Genomic DNA, 23,313 nt, shown 5'->3' with positions numbered 1-23,313 from the left:
GGTTCATGAATATTTTGCTCATCGGCGGCACGGGGTTCCTGGGGCGCGCCATCGCGGAGGAGGCGTTGGCGCGTGGCCATGAGGTCACGACGTTCAACAGAGGGCTGAGCGGCGACGACGTGCCGGGCGTCGAGACCGTGCGTGGCGACCGCGAGTCCGTCGCCGACCTGGAGCGGCTGACCGACGGGCGGTCGTGGGACTTCGTGGTGGACACGTCCGGATATGTGCCGCGGGTGGTGGGCGAGTCGGTGCGGGCGCTGTCGGGCCGGGCGGCGACGTACGCGTTCATCTCCAGCGTCTCGGCCCTCGACGGGTTCCCGGCCAAGGCCGCGACCGAGGACACCCCCGGATGGCCGTGCGAGCCCGACGCCGGTCCCGACGACGGTGACTACGGCGTGCTGAAGGCCGGGTGCGAGCGGGCGGTCGAGCAGGGCTTCGACGGCAACGCGCTGATCATCCAGCCGGGGCTGATCCTCGGGCCGTACGAGAACGTGGCCCGACTGCCCTGGTGGCTGACCCGCATCTCGCGGGGCGGCCGGGTGCTGGCGCCGGGCGATCCCGGCACGCCGATGCAGCTCGTCGATGCCCGCGATGTGGCGATCTTCACCCTCGACCAGGCCGAGCGGGGCGTCGCCGACCGGTTCGCGGTGACCGGCCCGGCGGGCAACACCACCTACGGCGAGTGGCTGGAGCTGTGCAGGCAGGTCACCGGGTCCGACGCCGAGTTCGTGTGGATGGACGCGGAGTTCCTGGTGGCGCAGGGGGCCGGGACGTTCGTGGAGCTGCCGCTGTGGGGCGGGCCGGCGTCGGAGGAGATCGACCACTTCTGGAGCGTGCCGACGGGCAAGGCCGAGGCTGCGGGGCTGCGGGCGCGTCCGGTCGCGGAGACCGTACGTGACACGTGGGCGTGGCTGCGCGAGATCCCGGAGGAGCAGCGTTCGTACGGCCGCAGGACGGCCCACGGGATGGCCCCGGAAAAGGAAGCCACCATCCTCGCCGCCTGGGACACCCGCTCTTCCTGACCCGCGACCAACTGCCCGGCCCCTCCGCGTCCCCCGGGGGCACCGCCCCAGACGCGGAGGGAGCCGAACGCAGACGGGCCGAGTACAGGCGGGCCGAAAGGTGGTGGCCCGGGAGACGCATACAGCGCAACCCGTCGGGCAGGTGACTGCCGGTATACGTGAACTCACGGGGGAGGGTTCGACGATGACGTACCAGAGCAGGCCCGTCACGGGCTGGGTGGGCTGGGTATGGTTCGCCGGCATGCTCATGATCATGGCCGGGGTGTTCAACATCATCACCGGCCTCTACGCGGTGATCAACAGCGGGCTGTTCGTCCGCACACCATCGCGCCTGCTGTTCTTCAACATCGGCACCTGGGGCTGGATCCACCTGTTGTTCGGGATCGTCCTGCTCCTGACCGGTATCGCGGTGACCGTGGGGCAGACCTGGGCGCGCATCGTGGCGGTGGTCCTCGTCATGATCAACGCGATGACGCAACTCACCTGGATCGCGGTCAACCCGTGGTGGTCGCTCGCGGTCATCGCGGTGGACGTGCTGGTCCTGTACGCCCTGATCGTGCACGGCCGGGAGGCCCAGGAACTGGGAGGTGAGAGACGAGCCGGCCTGTAGGCCGGGTTCTGTCCTTCGCGAACGAAGGGGCGACCATCCATCTAGGGCCGCCGTTGCCGGCGGCCTCAAGCGGTCTACCCGCGCGGCTCGGGCGGGCAGCCCTCGAACGTCGCGCGCGGAACGCTCCGGAGAGCGTCCCTTCTTGACCTTGCTCCGGGTGGGGTTTACCTAGCCGCCCACGTCACCGTGGGCGCTGGTGGTCTCTTACACCACCCTTTCACCCTCACCCCCCACCGAGGCGGGAGGCGGTCTGCTTTCTGTGGCACTGTCCCGCGGGTCACCCCGGGTCGGCGTTACCGACCACCCTGCCCTGTGGAGCCCGGACCTTCCTCGGCGGGCCCGAAGGCCCGACGCGGCCGCCCGGCCGACTCGTCTTCAGGGAGGTTATCAAACCTCAAGCCGTTCCCAACCGAGTCGCAAGATCGATTGGGTGGAATGGGCACGTCACCGCCCGAGGGGGGCGGAGGCAGCAGTGGCCGCGCCGGGATGTTCTGGCGGCTCCCGGCGCGGCCGCGCTCAACGCAGGTGGGCCGTGTCGTTGAACGACTTCACCACGGCCGGGCCGTCGGCGTAGTACTCGATCAGCGACAGGCAGGCGAGGTCGAGGTGCATCCGGTAGAGCGCGCTCAGGGGCGCGGTCAGGGCTTCGCGCAGCAGCATCTTGATCGGCGTCACGTGGGAGACGACGAGCACGGTCTTGCCCTCGTAGCGCTCCACCAGCCGCTCCCCCGCCGCCTGGACGCGGTGGGCCGCCGTGGCGAAGCTCTCGCCGCCGGGCGGCGCGGCCTCGGGGCCGGCGAGCCAGGCGGTCAGCTCGGCGGGCCACTGGCGCTGAACCTCGGTGAACGTGTGCCCCTCCCAGGCGCCGAAATCGGCTTCCCTGAGATCTTCGTCCACCCCCACGTCGAGCCCGGTACGCCGCGCCACGGCCTCGGCCGTCTGCCTGGCCCGCTTGAGCGGCGAGGAGACGATCACATCCGGCCGGTACGGCTCCCGCGACAACCGTTCGGCGGCGGCCGCGGCCTGGGCCAGCCCGTTGGCGGTGAGCTCGGCGTCGCCGAGGCCGGAGAACCTGCGTTCGATCGACAGCGGCGTCTCGCCGTGCCTGAGCAGCAGCAACGAGGTGGCCACGCGGGTGGGCGGGGCCCAGCCGGTGCCCTTGGAGCGCTGCTGGGCGGCGGCCACGGAGGCCGTGGGGGCCGACAGAGCGGAGATGTCGCCCCCGTCGAGGAGGTCGGTCTGCTCGGCGACCGCCGGCGGCGGCGTACGGGGCGCCGTGCCGGGCACCGGTACCTCAGGCGCGCCGGCGTCGTGGGTGCCGCCCGCCTTCCAGGTCAGGCCCTTGGCCGCGGCGTCCATGGCCTCGTTGGCCAGCCGGTCGGCGTGCTTGTTGTGCTCGCGCGGGATCCAGGTCCACTCGACCACCCGCAGCCGCCTGGCCAGCGCGCCGGCCTCAAGGGCGAGCGGGCGCAGGCCCTCGTTCTTGATCTTCCAGCGGCCGGCCATCTGCTCGATGACCAGCTTGGAGTCCATCCGCACGGCCACCTCGGCGCCCTCGCCGCCCACCCCGAGCACGGCGGTCAGCCCGGCGATCAGCCCCCGGTACTCGGCCACGTTGTTGGTCGCGACGCCGATCGCCTCGGCGGCCTCGGCCAGCACCTGGCCGTCGGCGGCGTCCCGGACGACCGCGCCGTAGCCGGCCGGGCCCGGGTTGCCGCGCGAGCCGCCGTCGGCCTCGATGACGTACGACGTCACAGGCCGGACTCCGGGGTGCGGACCAGGATCCGCCGGCACTCCTCGCAGCGCAGCACCTCGTCGTGGGGGGCGGCCTTGATGGAGTTCATCTCGGCGATGGACAGGGCCACCTTGCACCCCTGGCAGCGGCCGCCGCGCAACATGGCGGCGCCCACGACGTACTGCTCCTTGAGCTTGTCGTAGAGCTTCAGCAGGTCGGCGGGGATCTCGCCGGCGACGGCGGTGCGGCGGCCCTGGACCTCGCCCGCCTCCTTGTCGATCTCCTGCAGCGCGGCGTCGCGGCGGTCTTCGGCGGCGGCGCGGGTGGCGGCCACCTCGTCGCGCTGGGCGACCAGGTCGGTGACCTTGCTGTCGGCCGCCTCCCTGCGCTCCATGATCTCCAGCACGATCTCCTCCAGGTCGCCCTGGCGCTTCTGCAACGAGACGATCTCGGACTGCAGGCTCGCCAGGTCGCGCGGGGAGGTCACGGCGCCGGAGTCGAGGCGCTTCTGGTCGCGGTCGGAGCGGGTGCGTACGGCGTCGACGTCGTTCTCCGCCTTGGACTGGTCGCGCGCGAGGTCGCCGGCCTCGGTCTCGGCCTCGATGACCTGGGTGACGAGCCTGGCCAGGCGCTTGGACTGCTCGTCGATCTCGGCCAGCTCGGGCAGGGTGCGCCGGCGGTGCGCCAGCCGGTCGATCACGGAGTCGAGCTCTGCCAGGTCGAGCAGTCGCTTCTGGGCCTCAGGGGCTGCTTTCATGATCAATATCCTCTTGTCCAAGCATCGGTGACCGTGGCGGAGACGCGCGTTTCAACGGTAATGCCACTGGAGTGCAGGATGGACGCCGCGCTGTCGAGCCAGGGCCACTCGGTGGCCCAGTGGGCGGCGTCGATCAGGGCGGGGCCACCCGACTCGACGAACTCGCTGGCCGGATGGTGCCGCAGGTCGGCCGTGAGGAACACGTCGACGCCCGCGGCCCTGGCCGTGCCGAGCAGCGAGTCGCCCGCGCCGCCGCTGACCGCGACGCGCGTGACCGGGCGGGCCAGGTCGCCCGCCACCCGCAGGCCGCCGGAGGTGCGCGGCAGGCCCTTGGCGGCCCGCGCGGCGAACTCCCCCAGCGTCGAGGGCTCGGGCAGTTCGCCTATGCGGCCCAGGCCGCGCCAGGGGTCGTCGGGGAAGGGCTGGAGCGGTACGAGGTCGCCGGTCAGGCCCACGGCCCTGGCCAGGGCGTCGGAAACGCCGGGATTGGCGGTGTCGGCGTTGGTGTGGGCGGTGTAGAGGGCGACGTCGTGCTTGATCAGCCGGTGGATCAGGCGGCCCTTGGGCGTCGTCGCGGCCACGCTCGTGGTGCCGCGCAGGTAGAGCGGGTGGTGGGTGACGATCAGGTCGGCGCCCCATTCAAGGGCCTCCTCGGCCACGACGGCGACCGGATCGACGGCGAACAGCACCTTGTGCACCCGCCGGGCGGGGTCGCCGCAGACCAGCCCCACCGCGTCCCACGACTCGGCCCGGGCGGGCGGGTAGGCCGCCTCGAGCACCTCGATCACCTCAGTCAGCGTCACAGCAGCCACCTGCGCAGACTACCGGCCCGCGAGAGGCCTGCGAGAGGCCCGCGCGGGGCGTGGCGGAGGGTGTCGCCAGAACGCGGTTCGGCGTACTGTAAGTGGATCCTGACTTCGCGGAGGACGGCATGGCACCCAGCGTCGCGATCATCGGAGCGGGCTTCGGCGGCCTGTGCATGGCGATCCGGCTGCGGCGTGCCGGAATCGGCTCCTTCACGGTCTTCGAGAAGGCCGCGGACCTCGGCGGCACGTGGCGGGACAACAGCTATCCGGGAGCGGGCTGCGACATCCCGTCGCACCTGTACTCCTACTCGTTCGAGAAGTACGCGAGCTGGACCCGCCGCTACCCAGCCCAACCCGAAATCCTCGGCTATCTAGAGCATTGCGCGGATAAATACGACGTCAGGCGAAAAATCCGCTTCGGGGCAGAAGTGCGGCGGGCGGTCTTCGACGGCCGCCGCTGGCAGGTGACCAGCGCCCACGACGGCGTCGAACACACCGAGGCGTTCGACGTGGTCGTCATGAGCGTGGGCCAGCTCAACCGCCCCCACCTGCCCGAGATCCCCGGCATGTCCGACTTCGAGGGCGTCTCCTTCCACTCGGCCCGCTGGAACCACGACCACGACCTCACCGGCCGCCGCGTCGCCGTGATCGGCAGCGGCTCGTCGGCGGCCCAGCTCATCCCGCCCGTCGCCGAGCGGGCCGCGCACCTCGACGTCTTCCAGCGCACGCCCAACTGGGTGATCCCCAAGCCGGACGCCACGTTCGGCCCGCTCGCCCGGTTGGCCTTCCACTACGTCCCCGGCCTCCAGCGGGCCTACCGCGAGTGGATCTACCGGTACGCCGAGGCCACGCTGTACCCGGCCCTGGCCGAGGGCTGGAGCGCCGGCCTGCTGAGGAAGCGCGCCCTGGCCCACCTGCACGCCCAGGTGCCCGACCCCGTCCTGCGGGCGAAGCTGACGCCCGACTACCCGCCCGGCTGCAAGCGCGTCGTCATCGACAGCGCCTTCTACCCGGCGCTGACCAGACCGGACGTCGAGGTCGTCACCGACCCGATCGTCCGCATCGGGCCGAAGGGCGTGGAGACCACCGAGGGCCTGCGCGAGGCCGACACGATCGTGTACGCGACCGGCTTCAGGAGCACGGAGTTCCTGGCCCCGATGGAGGTCGTCGGGCTCGGCGGACGGTCGCTGGCCGCGCGGTGGCACGACGGCGCGTACGCCTACCTGGGCATCTCGGTGCCCGACTTCCCCAGCATGTTCCTGCTCTACGGCCCGAACACGAACCTGGGGCACAACTCGATCATCTACATGATCGAGTGCCAGGTGGACCACGTCATGGCATGCCTGCCGCGGGTGGCCGAGCAGGGGCCGATCGAGGTACGGCCCGAGGCGATGGCCGCCTGGACCCGGCAGCTCGACGCGGCCATGGCCCGCATGGTGTGGGGCGAGGGGTGCCGGAGCTGGTACAAGACGGCCGAGGGGCGGGTCACGAACAACTGGCCCGGCCCGACGACGCTCTACCGGCGGCTCACCGCCAAGCCGCCGCGCGGGGCGTACCGGACGGTCGAGGAGGCCGCGTCTTCGGCGTAGCGGACAAGATGACGGCGGAAAATCGGACTTGGGGTGCATTGGAGCAGGTCGGCGCGCGCGGTAACGTCCTTCGCATGACGCTTCCCCTGCATCGGCGTGCCGTCGTGGCCGACACCCACAATGATCTTCTCATGGCGGTCTCCGCCCGGCCGCCCCAGCAGTGGGCCTCCTTCTTCCGCGAGCGTTGGCTGCCCCAGCTCGTCGAGGGCGGGGTCGACCTGCAGATCCTGCCGGTCTTCATCGACGACCAGTACCGTCCCGAGGGCTCGCTGCGGCAGACGCTGCGCATGATCGAGTGCGCCCACGTGATCGCGGAGGGCAACCCCGGCTCCGTACGGCTCTGCCTGGACGCCGCGGCGATCGACGCGGCGCTGGACGAGGGCAAGATCGCCCTGGTGCTGGCGCTGGAGAGCATGCCGGGGCTGGACGAGAGCGTGGAGCTGATCTCGACCGTCCACCGGCTGGGCGTGCGGGTGGCCTCGATCGCCCACTTCGGGCGTACGCCGCTGGCCGACGGCAGCGGCGAGGACGCCACCGGCAGCGGTCTGACCAGCCGCGGCGTCGAGGCCCTGCGCGAGATGGAGCGCCTGGGCATGGTGTTCGACGTCTCGCACCTCGGCGCGTCGGGCGTGGCCCACGTGCTGGAGCTGGCGACCAAGCCGGTGATGGCGACCCACTCCGCGGCCCGCGCGCTGCGCGACCACCACCGCAACCTCACCGACGACCAGCTCCGCGCGGTCGCCGCCACGGGCGGCGTGATCTGCGTGAACTTCTTCGCGCCCTTCCTGGCCGAGCACACGGAGGACATGACGCTCGACCGCCTGCTCGACCACATCGAGCACATCGCGGGGGTGGCCGGCATCGACCACGTCGGCCTCGGCCCCGACTTCATCCGCGAGGTCATGGACGACCTGACGCCCCCGTGCTGCGAGGACCTGCACCCCCGCGACCTCGACCCCAAGGCGTCGGTCCCCGGCCTGGAGGGGCCCGCCGGGCTGCCCATGGTGACCGAGGGGCTGCTCGCCCGCGGCCTGCCGGAGAAGGACGTCACCAAGATCATCGGAGGGAACGTCCACCGGTTCCTCGGAGAGCGGCTGGCATGATCGAGGACCTGGAGGAGCTCGTCCTGTGCGAGTCGTTCTCGCGCGACCTGGAGGCCGTGGCCCGCAGCGCCAAGGTCGTGGCCGCGATGGGGGCCCGCCACCTGGGGGCGCAGCCGGAGTTCCTGGTGATCGACGGCGTCACCCATCTGCGCTGGACGTTCGGCACGCCGCGGGTGCTGCTGCTCGGCCACCACGACACCGTCTGGCCGATCGGCACGCTGGCGACCCACCCGTGGTCGGTCGTCGACGGGGTGGCGCGCGGGCCGGGCGTGTTCGACATGAAGGCCGGGCTGGTGCAGACGTTCCACGCGCTCGCCGGGCTCGACTCGCTCGACGGCGTCACGCTGCTGGTCACCGGTGACGAGGAGCTGGGCTCGATCACGTCCGCGCCGCTGATCACGGACACCGCGCGCGGGCTGGCCGCCACGTTCGTCATGGAGGCCGGCGCGGACGGCGGCGCGCTGAAGACGTCCCGCAAGGGCACGTCGATGTACACGCTGCGGGTGCGCGGCAAGGCGGCGCACGCCGGGCTGGAGCCGGAGAAGGGCGCGAACGCGGGCGTCGAGCTGGCGCACCAGATCCTGGCCATCGCCGCCCTCGGGGCCGGTGACACCACGGTCACCCCCACCGTGCTGCGCGGCGGGACCACGCTCAACACCGTCCCGGCCGAGGCGTCGGTGGGGGTCGACGTGCGGGCGAGCACGGTGGCCGAGCAGCAACGGGTGGACGCCGCCATGCGGGCACTGGCCCCGGCGGTGCCCGGCACGCGGCTGGAGGTCGAAGGAGGCCCCAACCGGCCGCCGCTCGAAGCCGCGATGTCCGCCTCGCTCTACGCCCTGGCGCAGGACCTGGCCGAGCGGCTGGACGTGGGCCCGCTGCCCGCGGCCGCGGTGGGCGGCGCCTCCGACGGGAACTTCACCGCGGGGGCCGGCTGCCCGACGCTCGACGGGCTGGGGGCGGTGGGCGGCGGCGCGCACGCCGACCACGAGCACGTGGTGGTGGCCGAGATGCCGCGCCGCACGGCCCTCCTGCGCGCCCTCGTCGAAGCGGTGCGCTGAGCCGGCCGGGCCCGCGTCCCGGCCTCGCGCCGGACGGCCGGGCCCGGCCCGGCAACACGATGGTCATCGGAGACAGCATTCCGTCACTCCTTCACCAGTGGTACCGATACAGTGACTCCCTGTAGTCATCTGACGTGCGCCGCCACTCTCGGGGCGCACGTTGACCAGGGAGGTTCCCATGACATCCGTGCTGACCGCCGCTCGCAGGACGGCCGCCCTAGCCCTTTGCGCGGCCGCCGCGCTCGCCGTCCCGTTCGGGGCGACCCCGGCCGGCGCCGCCACCGACGACGAGCCGGGCGCGCTGCTGTTCATCACCGTCACGCCGAGCAACGGCGGCGGCGCGTACTCGATGCGGCTCACCTGCGACCCCGACGGCGGCACCCACCCGCGCCCCCGGACGGCCTGCGCCGAGCTGCACGAGGTCGACGGCGTGATCAAGGACCTCGACGTCGACCCGGGCGCGTGCCCGCGCAACTACGCGCCGGTCACCGTCCGCGTCAGGGGCCACTGGTACGGGCGCACGACGTCCTACGACAGGAAGTTCGAGAACGACTGCGTCATGGAGCGCACGCTCGGGCCGCTCGTGAAGTGAGCCCCTGCCGTCCCTGACATGCCCGTCCGCGCACCGCGGGCGGGCATGTCGCCGTCCGGCGTGCATAGTGGGGGCATGACGAGCCGGGAGGAGGCCGCCGCGGCGGCGGCCAAGAGTGGCGTGGCGATCCGCGAGTTGCACGAGATCGGCGAGTTCTCGCAGGCCTTCCGGCTCTTCGACGAGATCTGGCGGCCCGATCCGGGCAACGCGCCGGTCAGCGTCGAGATGATGATCGGGTTCGCCCACTCGGGGAACTACGTGGCCGGGGCCTACGAGGACGACGTGCTGGTGGGGGCGTCGGTGGGCTTCCGCGCGGCGGGCGGCGCGCTGCACTCCCACGTGACGGGCGCGTCGATCGGGCGGGGCATCGGCTACGCGCTCAAGCTGCACCAACGGGCGTGGTGCCTGGAGCGGGGGCTGGAGCGCGTCACCTGGACGTTCGACCCGCTCGTCCGCCGCAACGCCCGCTTCAACCTGGTCAAGCTGGGCGCCCGCCCCGAGGAGTACCTGCGCGACTTCTACGGCGTGATGGCCGACGCGATCAACGAGGGCGACTCCTCCGACCGCCTGCTGGCGGTGTGGCCGCTGGACGAGCAGCCGATCGGGCCACGGGTCGAACCCGCCGAAGGCCGCCCCCGGGTGCTGGCGGAGGACGGCGGCGGCCCGGTCGTCCGGGCGGCGGACGCGGACGTCGTGCTGGTGGGCACGCCGCGCGACGTCGAACGGCTGCGCGGGCAGGACCCGGCGGCGGCCAGGGCCTGGCGGGCGGCGATGCGCGAGGTGCTCGGCGCTCTCATGGACTCCGGCGGACGGGTGGAGGGGCTCACCGACCACGGGGACTACGTGGTGACCCTGACCGGCTAGTTCACCGGCGTCAGGGATCTGCGTAATGTGACGGTACGGGAAGCCGAACAAGGAGATCCGCATGACGGACTTCACCCCCACCGTCCCCGCGCGAGTCCTGCCCTCCGTCACCGTCCGCGACCTGCCCGAACCTCCTCGCTCGACCTGGCGCGTCATCGGCCCCGGGCTGGTCGGGGCCGGGGTGGGGCTGGCGTCGGGCGAGTTCATCATCTGGCCCTACATCGCCTCCCAGGTGGGGCTGGTGTTCATCTGGGGCGCCGCGGTCGGCATCGTCACCCAGTGGTTCCTGAACATGGAGATCGAGCGGTACACGCTGGCCACCGGCGAGACCGCGCTGACCGGGTTCAGCCGGATGTGGAAGCACTGGGGCCTGGTCTTCGTCGTGATGACGCTGGCCTCGAACCTGTGGCCGGGCTGGGTGACCACGTCCGCCACGATGGTGACGTACCTGACCGGGGCCGGCGCGGGCGGCGTGCGCTGGATCGCGATCGGCATGCTCGTGGTGATCGCGCTGGGCCTGACGCTGGCGCCGGTGATCTACACGGCCCTCGAACGGGTGATCTTCGTGAAGATCGCCCTGGTGGCCACGCTGGCCGTGGTGGCGATCCTGTTCGCCGTCAACGCCGAGAGCTGGGCCGAGCTGGGCAAGGGGCTCACCGTCGGCGCCCGCTTCCCGGCCGGGGAGCTCGGGATCGCCGTGCTCATGGGCGCCGTCGCCTACGCCGGCGCGGGCGGCGGCCAGAACCTGTGCCAGAGCAACTGGATCCGCGACAAGGGCTTCGGCATGGGTTCGTACGTCCCGCGCCTGGTCAGCCCGGTCACCGGCGAGGAGGAGGCGGCGGCCTCGACCGGTTTCCAGTTCCCGCCGACCGACGGCAACCTGGCGCGCTGGCGCCGGTGGTGGCGCTTCGCCAACGCCGAGCAGGGTGCCACGTTCGCGCTGGTGTCGTTCCTGACGATCGCGCTGATGTCGATGCTGGCCTACTCGACCGTCTTCGGACGGCCGGAGGTGGCGGGCAAGGACAACATCGGCTTCCTGAGGATCGAGGGCGAGGTGCTCCAGGGCGTGGTCGGCCCGTGGTTCGGGATCCTGTTCTGGGTGATCGGCGCGCTGGCCCTGTTCGCCTCGGCCATGGGCATCGTCGACTACACCTCGCGGCTGGCCTCCGACACGATCAAGACGGTCTACCTGCGCGACCGGCCCGTCTCGGTGAACCGGGTCTACTTCGTCACCGTCTGGGCGATGACGCTGGTCGGGATCGCGATCCTGCTGCTGGGGTTCGACCAGCCGCTGATCCTGCTGGTGTTCTCGGCGTGCTTCGCGGCGGTGATGATGTTCGTGTACTCGATCCTGCTGATCGTGCTGAACCGGCGGTCGCTGCCGGAGGCGATCAGGGTGAGGTCGTACCGGCTGGCGGCGCTGGTCTGGTCGGTGGCGTTCTTCGGGACGCTGACCGTCCTGGTGGTCGTCCAGCAGGTGCGGAAGTTGACCGGGTGAGCGCCGGGATTGACCTCAAGTTCGCTTGAGGTAGCACACTCGGCGGCATGGATGTTGTCGAGGTGACGAAGTTCGGTGGTCCCGACGTGCTCCGGGTGCGGCGGGTGGACGATCCCGTCGCGGGGCCGGGGCAGGTGGTCGTCGGCGTCTCGGTGGCCGACGTGATGTCGCTGGACGCGCAGTTGCGGGCCGGGTGGGGGCGGGAGTGGTTCCCGAACCGGCCGCCGTTCGTGCCGGGGACCGGGGTGGCCGGGCGGGTGCTGTCGGTGGGCGAGGGGGTGGATCCCGGCTGGACGGGGCGGCGGGTCGCGGCCCTGGTGTCCGGCGGGTACGCCGAGCGGGTCGTGACCGGGGTGGACACGCTCGTGCCGGTGCCCGAGGAGGTGAGCTCGTGGCTGGCGGCGGCGTTGCTCCAGGTCGGCCCGGCGGCGATCAGTCTGGTGGCGGCGGCGGAGCTGAAGCCGGGGGCGCGGGTGCTGGTCACGGGGGCCGGTGGGGCGCTCGGCCTGCCGATCGTCCGGCTCGCGCGGGCCGCGGGCGCCCGGGTGACGGCCGCCGCCCACGGCCCGGCCAAACGGGCGGCGGCGCTGGCGGCGGGCGCGGCCGAGGCGGTCGACTACCCCGCCCTGGACCCCCGTGAGACCGGAGGGGGCGCGGTGGGGGCCTTCGATGTGGTCTTCGACGGGGTCGGGGGGCGGGTGGGGGCCGGGGCGTTCGCGTCGCTCGGGCCCGGCGGGGTGTTCTTCGCGTACGGGGTGCCGAGCGGTTCGACGGCGCTGGTGGACCCGGCCGAGGCCGCGCGCCGGGGGGTGCGGCTGGTCGGCATGGAACAGGTGCAGTTCGCCCCCGAGGAGTTCCGGCGCCTGGCCGGGCAGGCGCTGCGCATGGCGGCCACCGGCGAGCTGACGACCGTCGTCGGCCTGGCCGTGCCGCTCGACCGCGCCCACGAGGCGCACGCCGCCCTGGAGACCCGCGAGCTGGTCGGCAAGGCGGTCCTGCTGGTCACCGCCCAGGCCGTGCGCTACCACGAGCACGGCGGCCCCGAGGTGCTGACGCTGGAGGAGGTGCCGCTGCCCCGGCCGGGGGCCGGGCAGGTACGCGTGGCGGTCCGGGCGGCCGGGGTGAACGCCCTGGACTGGAAGGTGCGCACCGGCTTCCGCGGCACGCCTCCCGACGGCCCGCAGGGCACCGGGATCGAGCTGGCCGGGACGGTCGACGCGCTCGGCCCGGGGGTGACCGGCCTGGAGGTGGGCCAGGCGGTGTTCGGGCAGGTCGCGTCCGGGGCGGCGGCCACGTACGCGCTGGCCGAGGCCGCAGCGCTGCGTCCCAAGCCGGAGCACCTGTCGTACGTGGAGGCGGCCGCGCTGCCCGTCGCGCTGGAGACCGCCCACCGCACGCTGGAGGAGCTGGGCCTGCGCGCGGGTGAGACGCTGCTCGTCCACGCGGTCGCGGGCGGCGTCGGCCTGGCCGCCGCGCAGCTCGCGCTGGCCCGGGGCGCCCGCGTGATCGGCACCGCGAGCGAACGCCACCACGCCTTCCTGCGCGGCCTCGGCGTCGTCCCGGTCACCTACGGGGACGGGCTGGAGCAGCGCCTCCCCGGCCACGTGGACCGGGTGCTGGACGCCTCGGGACGCGGCGAGGTCGCGCTGTCGGTCAGGCTCACCGGCGATCCGGACAAGGTGCTCACCATCGCCGACCCCGCGGGCGCGGCCGAGCGCGGCGTGCGGTTCTCCACGGGCAAGGGCGGATCGTTGCCGGTGGACGTGCTGCCGCGCGTCCCGGTCGCGGAGGTGTTCCCGCTGGAGCGGGTGGCCGACGCCCATCGGCGCAGCCAGGACGGCCACTTCCTCGGCAAGCTCGTCCTCGACGCGGAATCGTCCTTGCCGCGATAGCGGGCAGACTGGGCGCATGCTGGAAACCTCCGCCCGCCTGCTCAAGCTGCTCTCCCTGCTCCAGGCGCATCGCGAATGGACGGGCCCGGAGCTGGCCACCCGGCTGCGGGTCTCGACCAGGACGATCCGCAACGACGTCGAGCGCCTGCGCACGCTCGGCTACCCCGTGCACGCCACGCCCGGGGTGGCCGGCGGGTACCGGCTCGGCGCGGGGGCGGCGCTGCCGCCGCTGCTGCTCGACGACGAGGAGGCCGTGGCGGTCGCGGTCGGGCTCGGCCGGGCGGCGGGCGGCGGCGTGGAGGGCATCGAGGAGACCTCGGTGCGCGCGCTGGCCAAGCTGGAACAGGTCCTGCCCGCCCGGCTGCGGCGCAGGGTGAACACGCTGAACGCCTACACCGTGCAGATCCCGGGCTCGGGTGCGGCGCACGTCCGGCCGGAGGTGCTGACCGCGATCGCGAACGCCGCCCGCGACCACGAGCGCCTGCGCTTCGACTACACCGGGCACGACGGCTCGTCGGGGGTCCGGGACGTGGAACCGTACCGGCTGGTCCACCGGCACGGGCGGTGGTATCTGATGGGCTACGACGTCGAGCGGGACGACTGGCGCACGTTCCGGGTCGACCGCCTGCTCCCCCGGACGCCGACCGGCCCCCGGTTCACGCCCCGCGAACTGCCGGGCGACGGCGACGTGGCCGCGTACGTCGAGAAGGGTGTCAGCACGGCGATGTGGCGCCACCGAGCGACGGTGCTGCTGCACGCGCCCGCCGAGCGGATCGCCGCGCTGCCGTTCGGCCTGGAGGTCGAGCCGGCCGGCGAGAACGCCTGCCTGCTGCGCCTGGGCGGCGACGACTTCAACGGGATGGCGGTGTGGATCGGCTACCTCGGTGTCGACTTCGAGGTGCTCGACCCGCCGGAGCTGGCCGAGACGGTGCTCGGCCTGTCGGAACGCTACCGGCGGGCGGTCAGCGGACGGTAGGAGGCCGGTCAGCGGACGGCGGCACCCTCGCGGCATGACGAACATGACCTGCGTCGCGGGCGGCAATGACGACTTCCAGCTCGTCACGCATCTCACTGTCACCGGCAGCCAGTTCGAGATCGGCCGGGTGCTCACCGAGGAGGCCCGCCGGCTCGGCTGGTCGCCCAGGGCCGCCGACCCGGCGGTGAACAGAGCAAGGATGTCCTGGTTCGAGCAGAACTGGCCGCAACATCACGCCCGTCTGGACGGCGCGGCCGCGGCGCTCGGCCTCGACCCCGACCAGGACGACCTGGCTCTCGACGGCTGGAACCACGTGCCGGAGGGCTCGGCCTGCTCGGGCCTGTGGTGCCCGCCGTCCGCCTCGGCCGACGGCCACGGCAGGGTGGGCCGCAACTACGACTTCTTCGTCGGTACCGCCAGTGAGATCAGGGGCAGGCCGCCCCGCCCGGACGAGCTGCCCATGGGCGCCCGCCCCTACGTGATCACCACCGTCCCCGACGACGGGCTCGCCTCGACCGTCATCACCATGGCCGACCTCGACGGCTGCATGGACGGCATGAACGAGGCCGGCCTGACCGTCATGCTGCTGCTCGCCGACATCGAGAACGCCGCGCCGCCGGCGCACACCGCCCCGCAGGTCGGGCTCGGCGGAACCCAGCTGCCCAGGTTCCTCCTGGACACCTGCGAGAACGCGGCCCAGGCCAAGCAGGCGCTGCTGGCCGCCAAGCAGTACGACCACGGCCTGCTCCTGCACTACCTGGTCGCCGACGCGCACGGCCAGGCGTTCGTCTGGGAACGCGGCAGGGACGGCGGCGAGCACGCCGTCGAGTTCGGCGACGGCCCGCTGTGCGTCACCAACCACCTGCTGCACCGCCACCCGGACCCCACGGACCTGCCCGCCGACACCATGCCGAGCCTGGGCACCTACGGCCGGCTGCGCACCCTGTACGAGCGCAGCAAGGACGTCACCCTGTCCGGCCGGGACCTGCGCGACCTGCTGCGCGCGGTCCGGCCGGACGAGGACCCGGGCATGCCGTACCGGACGTTGTGGACCACGGTCTTCGACACCGCCGACCGCACCCTCGCCACCCGCTTCTACCTCGGCGACGGCCGGGACTACAGCGAGGAGCTGGTGTTTCCCGCCTCGGCCAGGTAACCCTCGCGCACCTTCGAGCGCGACAGCTTGCCCGTGGGGGTGCGCGGCAGCCGGTCGCGGTACTCGACGACCTTCGGGTGCTTGAACCGGGCGAGCCGGGGCCCGCAGTGTTCGAGCAGCTCGGCGGTGAGCGCGGGGCCCGGCTCGACGCCCTCGGCGGGCTGGACGAGGGCGACCACGTTGTGGCCCCACTCCTCGTCCGGCACGCCGATCACGGCGACGTCGGCCACCGCGGGATGCTCCAGCAGCGCGGCCTCGATCTCGGCGGGGTAGATGTTCACCCCGCCGGAGACGATCAGGTCGGTGCGCCGGTCGCACAGGAACAGGAACCCGTCCTCGTCCAGGTAGCCGATGTCGCCGGGGGTGTACCACTCCCCCAGCATGCTGGCGGCCGTCTTGGCCGGGTCCTTGCGGTACTCGAAGGCGCCCATCGACGACTTGACGTAGATCATGCCGGGCTCGCCGGGCGGCAGCTCCTCGCCGTTCTCGTCGCAGATCCTGGCCTCGAACGTCGGCGCGGGGCGGCCCACCGTGCCGGGCCTGGCCAGCCAGTCGTGCGGCTTGACGGAGAAGGCGATCGTGGACTCGGTGGAGCCGTAGTACTCGTACAGCACCGGGCCCCACCAGTCCATGATCGCCTGCTTGACGGCGACCGGGCAGGCCGCGGCCGTGTGGATGACCTGGCGCAGGCTCGACACGTCGAACTTGGCCCTGACGTCCTCGGGCAGCTGCAGCATGCGGTGGAACATGGTCGGCACCATCATGGCGTTGGAGACGTGGTGGCGCTGGATCAGCTCCAGGATGTCGACCGGGTCGAACCTGGGCGTGATCACCACCGTGTGCCCGAGGTGCAGCGCGAACTGGGTGTGCGCGCACGGCGCCGAATGGTACATCGGCGAGGTCACCAGATGCACGGCGTCGCCCGGCGCGAGGTCGACGACCTCGCCGAGGAACCACGTGTACAGCGGCACGACGGCCTCCGGCTCGGCGTCGGGCAGCGCGCGCTGCACGCCCTTGGGGAAGCCGGTGGTGCCGGAGGTGTACCACATGACCGCCCCGGCGGTACGTCCGGCGGGCGCGTCCGCGGGCTGCCCCTCGGCCAGCCCGGACGTGCCGACCTCCCCGCCCGGCACGGCGTGCGCCGCGTCGGTGACCACGACCTTGGCGTCGCAGTCGGACAGGATGTAGGCCACCTCGGACTCGGTCAGGTGCCAGTTGACCGGCACGTAGTAGAGCCCGATCTGGCCGGTCGCCATGAGCATGACGACGGCGTCGAGGCCGTTGGTCAGCACGCCGGCGACCACGTCGCCCTTGCCGAGCCCGCGGGCCCGCAGGCCGTGGGAGACCTGGTTGACCCTGGCGAGCAGGTCGCCGTACGTGGTCTCGGCGCCGTCGGTGTCGATCACGGCCAGGCGGCCGGGGTCGGCGGCGGCGATGGCGTAGAAGCCGGGAAGGCCGCTGATGTCCATCTACAACTCCAGGAGTTCCGCGAGACGGGCCCGGTGGATGCGGGGCGGCCCGAGCAGCACCTCGTCGGCCTTGGCCCGCTTGTAGAACAGGTGCGCGTCGTGCTCCCAGGTGAAACCTACGCCGCCGTGCAGGAGCAGGTGGTCGCGGGCGACCTCGAAGCAGGCGCGGCCCACGTACGCCTGGGCCAGGGCGGCGGCGCCGGGCAGCTCGTCGGGGGACTCGTCGGCGGCCCAGGCGGCGTACCTGACGATCGACTCGGCCTGTTCGAGCTTGCCGTGCATGTCGGCGAGCTTGTGCTTGACGCCCTGGTAGGAGCCGATGTACCGGCCGAAGGCGACGCGGATCTTGGCGTAGGCGACGATGGCGTCGAGCGCGGCGCGCAGCACGCCCAGTTGCTCGGCGGCCAGCGCCACGCACAGCCGGTCGCCGATGCCGCTGCCGGCGGGCGGCCGGCCGAGGACGCGGGCGGGGGCGCGCTCCAGGGTGACCAGCGCCTGGCCGCGCGTGAGGTCGAGGGTCTCCAGCGGGGTCCGCGTGACGCCGGGGCCGGCCAGGTCGACGGCCACCAGCAGCACGCCGCCGTCGCCGGGCGCGGGCGCGAGCAGCACGTCCGCCTCCATGCCGGACAACACCCGGGGCAGGGCGCCGGTGACGGCCGTGCCGTCGAAGGCGAGGTCCTGCTCGGGCTGGACGAGCGTGGCGGCGACGCGGCCCTCGGCGATGCCGCCCAGCAGCTCCTTGTCGGGCACCTGGGTGAGCGCGAGCGCGGCGAACTGGGTGGCGAGGAAGGGGCCGGGCAGCAGCGCGGCGCCGGTCTCCTCCAGGGCCACCGCGAGGTCGGCGAGCCCGGCCCCTGCGCCGCCGTGCTCCTCGGGGACGACCAGGCCGGACAGTCCGAGCTCGCCGTTGAGCCGGGCGTACACCTGGGGGTCGTAGCCCTCGCGGGCCTTGCGCAGCGGCGAGGCGGCACGCAGGAAGTCGCGCACGGCCTCGCGGAGCTGCTGCTGTTCCTGGCCGAGTACGAGCTTCACCCCTGCGTCCCCACCTTCAGGTCCTTGAACGGCACGGTCTTGTCCACCCTGGGCTCCGGCGGCAGGCCGAGCACCCGGTCGCCGACGATGTTGCGCATGATCTCGTTGGTGCCGCCGCCCAGCGCCATGCCGGGGGCCAGCGAGATCGACCGGGACAGCGGATGGTCACCGACCACGGACTCGGGGCCGGCGAGCTGGGTCGCGAGGTCGGCCTGGAACAGGGTCAGCTCTGCCAGCAGCAGCTTGGCGGCGCTGCCGCGGGCGCCGGGGAAGATCCCGGCCCTCGTCTCCTGGGCGAGCCGCTGGTTGAACAGCGCCAGGGCGCGGCTGCGGATGTGCAGCTCGACGAGCTGGTCGCGGACCAGCGGGTCGCCGGTGTCGAGCGTCTCGCGCAGCGCCTCGAAGGTGGCCGGGTTGTCCCTCTGGCCGCCCATGCCGACGCCGGCGGAGATCGACAGCCGCTCGTGCAGCAGGGTGGTGACGGCCACGCTCCAGCCGTCGTCGACCTCGCCGATCCGGTGCTCGTCGGGGATCGTCACGTCGTCGAAGAAGATCTCGTTGAAGTTGGCCCTGCCGGACATGTCCTTGAGCGGCCTGACCGTCACGCCGGGGTGGTGCATGTCCACCACGAACATGGTCAGGCCGCGGTGCTTGGGCACCTCGACGTCGGTGCGGGCCAGCAGCAGGCCCCAGTCGGCGTGGTGGGCGACCGAGGTCCAGACCTTCTGGCCGTTGACGACCCAGGTGTCGCCGTCACGTACGGCGCGGGTCTGGAGGCCGGCCACGTCGCTGCCGGCGCCCGGCTCGGAGAACAGCTGGCACCAGACCTCCTCGCCGCGCAGCAACGGCCGGACGAAGCGCTCCCGCTGCGCGTCGGTGCCCCGGTCCACCAGCGTCGGCCCGGTCATGCCGAGGCCGATGGAGAAGACGTACGTGGGGAGGGTGTGGTCGCGGGCCTCGGCGGCGAAGGCGCGCTCCTCGGCCTGCGTCAGCCCCTGGCCGCCCCACTGCCGCGGCCAGGTGATGCCGGAGTAGCCGGCGTCGTAGAGCCTGGCCATGAACTCCTTGGCGCGGGCGAGGGCGTCGGCCCCCGACTGATCGTCGGCCGGGACGTTGTCCCGCAGCCACTCCGCGGCGGCACGCCGATACTCTGCAAGGTCCACATCGACTCCTTGGCATCAGTGTTCACTTACTCTAGTCAGGTCGCGGCGGCACGCATAGAGCAATGCTCTGGAGGGCTTTTCGACCGCATTTGCGACTGAAACTCCCTTAATTAGGACCACCATCGCCTCCTGTGATCACCTGGTCACCGGAGGGATGCGTGATCGTGTTCAGGCGCTGGTCCGTGCAACGGCGGCTGACGCTGGCCGCCCTGCTGTGCGCGCTGGCGGGTTACGGCGCCACCGCGCTGCTCCTCACGCCGATCCTGCACACGTTGGCCACCGGCTTCCTCACCGAGCAGACCGCCGGTGCCGCGCGCCGCATCGCCTTCGTCGTCGAGCGCGACGCCCCCGCCCGCCTGCGGCCCGTGGCCGTCACCGAGGGCACCGACCTCATCCAGGTCGTCGACGACGAGGGCCGCATCCGGCAGGCCAGCCCGCGCCTGACGGGACAGCCGCCGCTCAGCACCGCCACCGCCGGCGGCACCGACGCCCGCCTGGACACCACGTCCTGCACGAACCGGGTACCGGGCGTCCGCTGCCTGATCACCGTCGGCTTCCGGGCGCACGTCGGCGGCCGACCTTGGATGATCTACGCCTACACGCCCGAGCTCCCCTGGTACATCAGCCCTCTGTACCCGCCGGCGACCGCGCTGGGCGTGCTGCCGCTGGCCGCCGTCACGGCCTGCGTGGCCTGGCTGACCGCGCGCAAGGCGCTGACCCCGGTCTCGGCGATCAGGAACGAGCTGGCCGAGATCACCGCCACCGACCTCGGCCGCCGGGTGCCCAGGGGGCGGCACCGGGACGAGCTCGACGAGCTGGCCCGTACCGTGAACGAGACCCTCGACCGGCTCGAACACGCGGTGGAGCAGCAGCGCAGGTTCGCCTCCGACGCCTCCCACGACCTGCGCAGCCCCATCACGGCCATGCGCGCGCAGGTCGAGGAGGCGATGCTCGCCCCCGCGGAGGCCGACTGGCACGAGACCGGCCGGCGCATGATCGAGGGCCTCGACCGCCTCCAGAACATCGTCGCCGACCTGCTGACCCTGGCCAGACTGGAGGCCGGCACCCCCGGCCGCCGCGAGCCGGTCAACCTGGCCAGGCTGGTGAGCGACGAGTTGCGCCGCCGTCCGGCGGGCAAGCGGGTGGAGGCCCGGCTGCGCTCCGGCGTGGTGGTCGAGGGCGACGCGCTGCGCCTGTCCCGCCTGCTGGCGAACCTGCTCGACAACGCCGAGAGGCACGCCGATACCATGATCACTGTGACTGTGGGTGAACAGAAGGGGCAGGCGGTGCTGGAGGTGCTCGACGACGGCGCCGGCATCGCCCCCGACCAGCGCGAGGCCGTCTTCCGGCGGTTCACCCGGCTGGCCGCCTCCCGCCGCCGCGACGCCGGTGGCACCGGGCTCGGCCTGTCCATCGCCCGCGAGATCGCCGAGGCCCACGGGGGAACGCTCACCATCGAGCCCTCCGAACGCGGTGCCCGGTTTGTCCTACAAATACCGTTGATCAGTAGTTAGAGTTACTCGCTGTGACACGGAGTTTCAGCCGATTAAGGCGCGAAGACCTCCTCAAGACGGCCTGCGAGGTGATCGCCGAGCAGGGGTTCGGCCACACCCGGACTCTCGACATCGCCCGCGCGGCGGGCGTCAGCCAGGCGTTGCTCTTCTACCACTTCGACACCAAGGACCGGCTGTTCGCGCAGGCGTTCGGCTATGCGGCCAGGCTGCACCTGGAGGCGCTGTCGGACATCGAGGACTCCCCCGCCGGCCCGCTCGAACGACTGCGCGCCCTGCTCAGGCGCTGCTCGCCGGCGATCCCCTCGGACGAGCGGCGGTTGTGGATCGACGCCTGGGCCGAGGCGATGCGCAGCTCGGAGCTGGAGGAGATCTCCCGCGGGATCGACACGCGCAACCGCTCGCTGCTGCGGTCGATCATCGAGGACGGCGTGCGCTCGGGCGCGTTCGCCTGCGCCGATCCGGAGGAGGCGGTCTGGCGCATCTTCGCGCTCATCGACGGCCTGGCGGTCCAGACGCACGTGCACCCCAAGGTGCTCCCGCGCCGCCGGGCCGCCGTCCTGCTGCGTACGGCGGTCGCCGGGGAACTGGGGCTGCCGGTCGAGAACCTGTGACCCGGGCCGCTCTTCCGCACCTATTGGATGCTTCGTACAATTGGTGCTGCGAGGAGAGGAGCACCCGCGATGACCACCGCACCGAGCTCTGCCGCCGCCGGGGAGAACGACGAGAGGGCCGCCGGCCGCGGCACCTGCGAAGCCGGCCGCGGCGCCTACGAAGCGGTCGTCGAACGCCTCTCGAAGGCGTCGGTCGACAAGCACTGGGAGCCCTACCGCGACATCCCGTGGGACGACCCGGAGTTCCTCGTGGACCAGGCCGACCCGCGCTGGGAACTGCCCGGGGACGACAAGCTGGGCGGCCACCCCTGGTACCGCAGCCGCTCCCCCGAGGTCCGCGCCAGGATCGGCCTGTGGCGGGTCGCCACCGCCATGAAGATCGGCCTGCAGTTCGAGAACCTGCTCAAGCGCGGCCTGCTCAACTACGCCTACCGCCTGCCGAACGGCGCCCCCGAGTTCCGGTACGTCTACCACGAGACCATCGAAGAGGGACATCACGGGATGATGTTCCAGGAGTTCGTGAACCGCACGAAGCTCCCCATACGCGGCATGCCGCGGCCGCTCTCCCTGATCGCCCAGGTCGTGCCGTGGATCCCGCTGGTCTCCACCGAGCTGTTCTTCGTCTTCGTCCTGGGCGGCGAGGACCCGATCGACCACGTGCAGCGTAAGGTGCTGAAGGCCGGCCAGGTCCACCATCCGCTGGAAGAGACGATCATGCGCATCCACATCGCGGAGGAGGCCAGGCACATCTCCTTCGCCCGCCACTACCTCCGCCACCGGGTGCCGCGCATGCCCCGCCACCGGCGGATGACGCTGAGCGTGATCTCGCCGGTCGTGCTCGGCGTGATGGCCCGCATCATGCTCGCGCCGCCCGGCCCGATGATCAGGCACTTCCGCATCCCGGGCGACGTCGTGGCCGAGATCTACCGCGACAACCCGGCCGCCCGGCAGGAGGTCCGCGACTCGGTCGGCAGGACGCGTGAGCTGTGCGCCGAGATCGGGCTGGTCAACGTCGTCAGCAGGAAGGTGTGGCAGGCCATGGGGATATGGGCGGAGCCGTGCCGGTGAAGGTCGCGGTGGTGACCGGGGGCGCCTCCGGGATCGGCCGCGCGGTGGCGCGGGAGCTGCGGCGCAGGGGCGCGGCGGTGGTGATCGCCGACGTCGACGAGAGGGCGGGCGAGCGGGCCGCCTCCGACTTCGGCCTGGAGTTCGCCCGCCTCGACGTCACCGACGCCGAGGCCGTGGCCGCGCTGGTCACGCGGGTGAAGGCCGAGCGCGGGCGGCTCGACTTCATGTTCAACAACGCCGGCATCGCGGTCGGTGGCGCCACCGGCGAGCTGTCGCTCGACCACTGGAACCGGACGATCGACGTGAACCTGCGTGGCGTCGTCCACGGCGTGCACGCCGCCTATCCGGTCATGGTGGACCAGGGGTTCGGGTACATCGTCAACACCGCCTCGCTGGCCGGGCTGGTGCCGGCGCCGCTGATGCTGCCGTACACGGCGAGCAAGCACGCCGTGGTCGGGCTCTCGCTGGCGCTGCGGGCCGAGGCGGCCCTGTACGGGGTGCGGGTCAGCGTGGTGTGCCCGGGGTTCATCGACACGCCGCTGCTCGACCACACCAACCCGGGGCTGCCGCAGACCGAGCTGGCCGCCCGTGCCAGGAGCGCGGCGGTGCGGGCGCAGGGGCGGCTCTATCCCGTGGACGCGCTGGCCGCGGACATCCTGCGCGGGGTGGCCAGGAACAAGGCGCTGATCGTGGCGCCCGCCTCGGGGCGGGCCGCCTGGCGCGCCGCCCGGCTGTCACCGTCGGCGGCCGTACGGGTGGCGGGCCTGGCGGTCAGACGCCTCACCAAGCACTGAGACG

Annotated in this window: 21 protein-coding genes, 1 other RNA gene and 1 pseudogene; 15 read left to right on the top strand and 8 right to left on the bottom strand. The window is 72.5% G+C overall.

The window, feature by feature from the left end:
- Positions 1-5: 5 nt before the first annotated feature.
- Positions 6-1,022 carry an NAD-dependent epimerase/dehydratase family protein gene (locus tag ACIHAD_RS06895; protein ID WP_397353394.1) on the top strand — a complete coding sequence of 339 codons (1,017 nt, stop codon included), beginning with the start codon at positions 6-8 and terminating at the stop codon, positions 1,020-1,022.
- A gap of 285 nt (positions 1,023-1,307) precedes the next feature.
- Here ACIHAD_RS06895 and ACIHAD_RS06890 read toward each other — a convergent pair whose 3' ends face one another.
- From ACIHAD_RS06890 to ACIHAD_RS06870, 5 genes are all read right to left on the bottom strand, one after another.
- A complete protein-coding gene (locus ACIHAD_RS06890) occupies positions 1,308-1,544 on the bottom strand; it encodes a hypothetical protein (RefSeq protein ID WP_397353393.1) in 237 nt (78 codons plus the stop codon).
- Positions 1,545-1,613: 69 nt separating this feature from the next.
- An RNA gene (rnpB, locus tag ACIHAD_RS06885) (RNase P RNA component class A) lies at positions 1,614-2,004 on the bottom strand.
- Positions 2,005-2,148: 144 nt separating this feature from the next.
- Positions 2,149-3,387, bottom strand: a complete 1,239-nt coding sequence (locus ACIHAD_RS06880; RefSeq protein WP_397353392.1) for a bifunctional RNase H/acid phosphatase — start codon at positions 3,385-3,387, stop codon at positions 2,149-2,151.
- Positions 3,384-4,124: a zinc ribbon domain-containing protein gene (locus tag ACIHAD_RS06875; RefSeq protein WP_397353391.1), complete on the bottom strand. Its 741-nt coding sequence runs from the start codon at positions 4,122-4,124 to the stop codon at positions 3,384-3,386. The genes ACIHAD_RS06880 and ACIHAD_RS06875 overlap by 4 nt, the downstream gene beginning before the upstream one ends.
- Positions 4,125-4,126: 2 nt before the next feature.
- Positions 4,127-4,927, bottom strand: a complete 801-nt coding sequence (locus tag ACIHAD_RS06870; RefSeq protein WP_397353390.1) for a Nif3-like dinuclear metal center hexameric protein — start codon at positions 4,925-4,927, stop codon at positions 4,127-4,129.
- 128 nt (positions 4,928-5,055) lie between these two features.
- Between ACIHAD_RS06870 and ACIHAD_RS06865 the strand changes: the two genes are divergently transcribed.
- From ACIHAD_RS06865 to ACIHAD_RS06820, 10 genes and pseudogenes are all read left to right on the top strand, one after another.
- Complete coding sequence (locus ACIHAD_RS06865; protein ID WP_397353389.1) at positions 5,056-6,519, top strand: flavin-containing monooxygenase; 1,464 nt, start codon at positions 5,056-5,058, stop codon at positions 6,517-6,519.
- Between the two features lie 74 nt (positions 6,520-6,593).
- Positions 6,594-7,622, top strand: coding sequence for a dipeptidase (locus tag ACIHAD_RS06860; RefSeq protein ID WP_397353388.1), 1,029 nt, complete (start codon positions 6,594-6,596; stop codon positions 7,620-7,622).
- The gene (locus ACIHAD_RS06855) at positions 7,619-8,680 is read left to right on the top strand and encodes a M20 family metallopeptidase (RefSeq protein WP_397353387.1); all 1,062 of its coding nucleotides are present in this window, start codon (positions 7,619-7,621) and stop codon (positions 8,678-8,680) included. The genes ACIHAD_RS06860 and ACIHAD_RS06855 overlap by 4 nt, the downstream gene beginning before the upstream one ends.
- 178 nt (positions 8,681-8,858) lie before the next feature.
- Positions 8,859-9,272, top strand: a complete 414-nt coding sequence (locus tag ACIHAD_RS06850; protein ID WP_397353386.1) for an SSI family serine proteinase inhibitor — start codon at positions 8,859-8,861, stop codon at positions 9,270-9,272.
- A gap of 75 nt (positions 9,273-9,347) precedes the next feature.
- On the top strand, positions 9,348-10,136 hold the full coding sequence (locus ACIHAD_RS06845) for a GNAT family N-acetyltransferase (protein ID WP_397353385.1): 789 nt from the start codon (positions 9,348-9,350) through the stop codon (positions 10,134-10,136).
- A gap of 61 nt (positions 10,137-10,197) precedes the next feature.
- Entirely contained in the window at positions 10,198-11,634 is a 1,437-nt protein-coding gene (locus ACIHAD_RS06840) for an Nramp family divalent metal transporter (RefSeq protein WP_397353384.1), read from the top strand.
- 47 nt (positions 11,635-11,681) lie between these two features.
- Positions 11,682-12,620 (top strand): annotated as a pseudogene (locus ACIHAD_RS06835) (zinc-binding dehydrogenase); the annotation flags it as partial.
- Positions 12,621-12,632: 12 nt separating this feature from the next.
- The gene (locus ACIHAD_RS06830) at positions 12,633-13,526 is read left to right on the top strand and encodes an NADP-dependent oxidoreductase (RefSeq protein ID WP_397353867.1); all 894 of its coding nucleotides are present in this window, start codon (positions 12,633-12,635) and stop codon (positions 13,524-13,526) included.
- 16 nt (positions 13,527-13,542) lie between these two features.
- Positions 13,543-14,502: a helix-turn-helix transcriptional regulator gene (locus tag ACIHAD_RS06825; RefSeq protein WP_397353383.1), complete on the top strand. Its 960-nt coding sequence runs from the start codon at positions 13,543-13,545 to the stop codon at positions 14,500-14,502.
- A 34-nt stretch (positions 14,503-14,536) separates the two neighbouring features.
- A complete protein-coding gene (locus ACIHAD_RS06820) occupies positions 14,537-15,658 on the top strand; it encodes a C45 family autoproteolytic acyltransferase/hydolase (protein WP_397353382.1) in 1,122 nt (373 codons plus the stop codon).
- Here ACIHAD_RS06820 and ACIHAD_RS06815 read toward each other — a convergent pair.
- Genes ACIHAD_RS06815 through ACIHAD_RS06805 form a run of 3 tightly spaced genes read right to left on the bottom strand, consistent with a single transcriptional unit; the run spans position 15,619 to position 19,322 of the window.
- Positions 15,619-17,127, bottom strand: a complete 1,509-nt coding sequence (locus ACIHAD_RS06815; RefSeq protein WP_397353380.1) for an AMP-binding protein — start codon at positions 17,125-17,127, stop codon at positions 15,619-15,621. The two genes, ACIHAD_RS06820 and ACIHAD_RS06815, sit on opposite strands and share 40 nt — an antisense overlap.
- The gene (locus tag ACIHAD_RS06810; RefSeq protein ID WP_397353379.1) at positions 17,128-18,159 is read right to left on the bottom strand and encodes an acyl-CoA dehydrogenase family protein; all 1,032 of its coding nucleotides are present in this window, start codon (positions 18,157-18,159) and stop codon (positions 17,128-17,130) included.
- Positions 18,156-19,322 carry an acyl-CoA dehydrogenase family protein gene (locus tag ACIHAD_RS06805; RefSeq protein WP_397353378.1) on the bottom strand — a complete coding sequence of 389 codons (1,167 nt, stop codon included), beginning with the start codon at positions 19,320-19,322 and terminating at the stop codon, positions 18,156-18,158. The genes ACIHAD_RS06810 and ACIHAD_RS06805 overlap by 4 nt, the downstream gene beginning before the upstream one ends.
- 131 nt (positions 19,323-19,453) lie before the next feature.
- Here ACIHAD_RS06805 and ACIHAD_RS06800 point away from each other — a divergent pair, with 131 nt between their 5' ends.
- The 4 genes from ACIHAD_RS06800 (at position 19,454) to ACIHAD_RS06785 (ending at position 23,309) form a co-directional block, all read left to right on the top strand.
- A complete protein-coding gene (locus ACIHAD_RS06800; RefSeq protein ID WP_397353377.1) occupies positions 19,454-20,836 on the top strand; it encodes a sensor histidine kinase in 1,383 nt (460 codons plus the stop codon).
- An 11-nt stretch (positions 20,837-20,847) separates the two neighbouring features.
- A complete protein-coding gene (locus ACIHAD_RS06795; RefSeq protein ID WP_397353376.1) occupies positions 20,848-21,447 on the top strand; it encodes a TetR/AcrR family transcriptional regulator in 600 nt (199 codons plus the stop codon).
- Positions 21,448-21,516: 69 nt separating this feature from the next.
- Positions 21,517-22,515, top strand: a complete 999-nt coding sequence (locus ACIHAD_RS06790; RefSeq protein WP_397353375.1) for a diiron oxygenase — start codon at positions 21,517-21,519, stop codon at positions 22,513-22,515.
- Entirely contained in the window at positions 22,512-23,309 is a 798-nt protein-coding gene (locus tag ACIHAD_RS06785) for an SDR family NAD(P)-dependent oxidoreductase (protein WP_397353866.1), read from the top strand. The genes ACIHAD_RS06790 and ACIHAD_RS06785 overlap by 4 nt, the downstream gene beginning before the upstream one ends.
- The last annotated feature ends 4 nt before the right edge of the window (positions 23,310-23,313 follow it).

The organism is Nonomuraea sp. NPDC052265 (assembly GCF_044547985.1).
Classification (GTDB): Bacteria; Actinomycetota; Actinomycetes; order Streptosporangiales; family Streptosporangiaceae; genus Nonomuraea.
The sequence above is the reverse complement of the archived record's forward strand: the minus strand, read 5'-3'. Positions and strand labels throughout refer to the sequence as shown.

Coding starts and splice junctions, on each gene's coding strand:
- ACIHAD_RS06850 (WP_397353386.1), top strand. CDS start 8,859: ATGACATCCGTGCTGACCGCCGCTCGCAGGACGGCCGCCCTAGCCCTT.
- ACIHAD_RS06840 (WP_397353384.1), top strand. CDS start 10,198: ATGACGGACTTCACCCCCACCGTCCCCGCGCGAGTCCTGCCCTCCGTC.
- ACIHAD_RS06860 (WP_397353388.1), top strand. CDS start 6,594: ATGACGCTTCCCCTGCATCGGCGTGCCGTCGTGGCCGACACCCACAAT.
- ACIHAD_RS06890 (WP_397353393.1), bottom strand. CDS start 1,544: ATGACCGCGAGCGACCACCACGGGTTGACCGCGATCCAGGTGAGTTGC.
- ACIHAD_RS06820 (WP_397353382.1), top strand. CDS start 14,537: ATGACGAACATGACCTGCGTCGCGGGCGGCAATGACGACTTCCAGCTC.
- ACIHAD_RS06875 (WP_397353391.1), bottom strand. CDS start 4,124: ATGAAAGCAGCCCCTGAGGCCCAGAAGCGACTGCTCGACCTGGCAGAG.
- ACIHAD_RS06825 (WP_397353383.1), top strand. CDS start 13,543: ATGCTGGAAACCTCCGCCCGCCTGCTCAAGCTGCTCTCCCTGCTCCAG.
- ACIHAD_RS06790 (WP_397353375.1), top strand. CDS start 21,517: ATGACCACCGCACCGAGCTCTGCCGCCGCCGGGGAGAACGACGAGAGG.
- ACIHAD_RS06815 (WP_397353380.1), bottom strand. CDS start 17,127: ATGGACATCAGCGGCCTTCCCGGCTTCTACGCCATCGCCGCCGCCGAC.
- ACIHAD_RS06865 (WP_397353389.1), top strand. CDS start 5,056: ATGGCACCCAGCGTCGCGATCATCGGAGCGGGCTTCGGCGGCCTGTGC.
- ACIHAD_RS06895 (WP_397353394.1), top strand. CDS start 6: ATGAATATTTTGCTCATCGGCGGCACGGGGTTCCTGGGGCGCGCCATC.
- ACIHAD_RS06855 (WP_397353387.1), top strand. CDS start 7,619: ATGATCGAGGACCTGGAGGAGCTCGTCCTGTGCGAGTCGTTCTCGCGC.
- ACIHAD_RS06845 (WP_397353385.1), top strand. CDS start 9,348: ATGACGAGCCGGGAGGAGGCCGCCGCGGCGGCGGCCAAGAGTGGCGTG.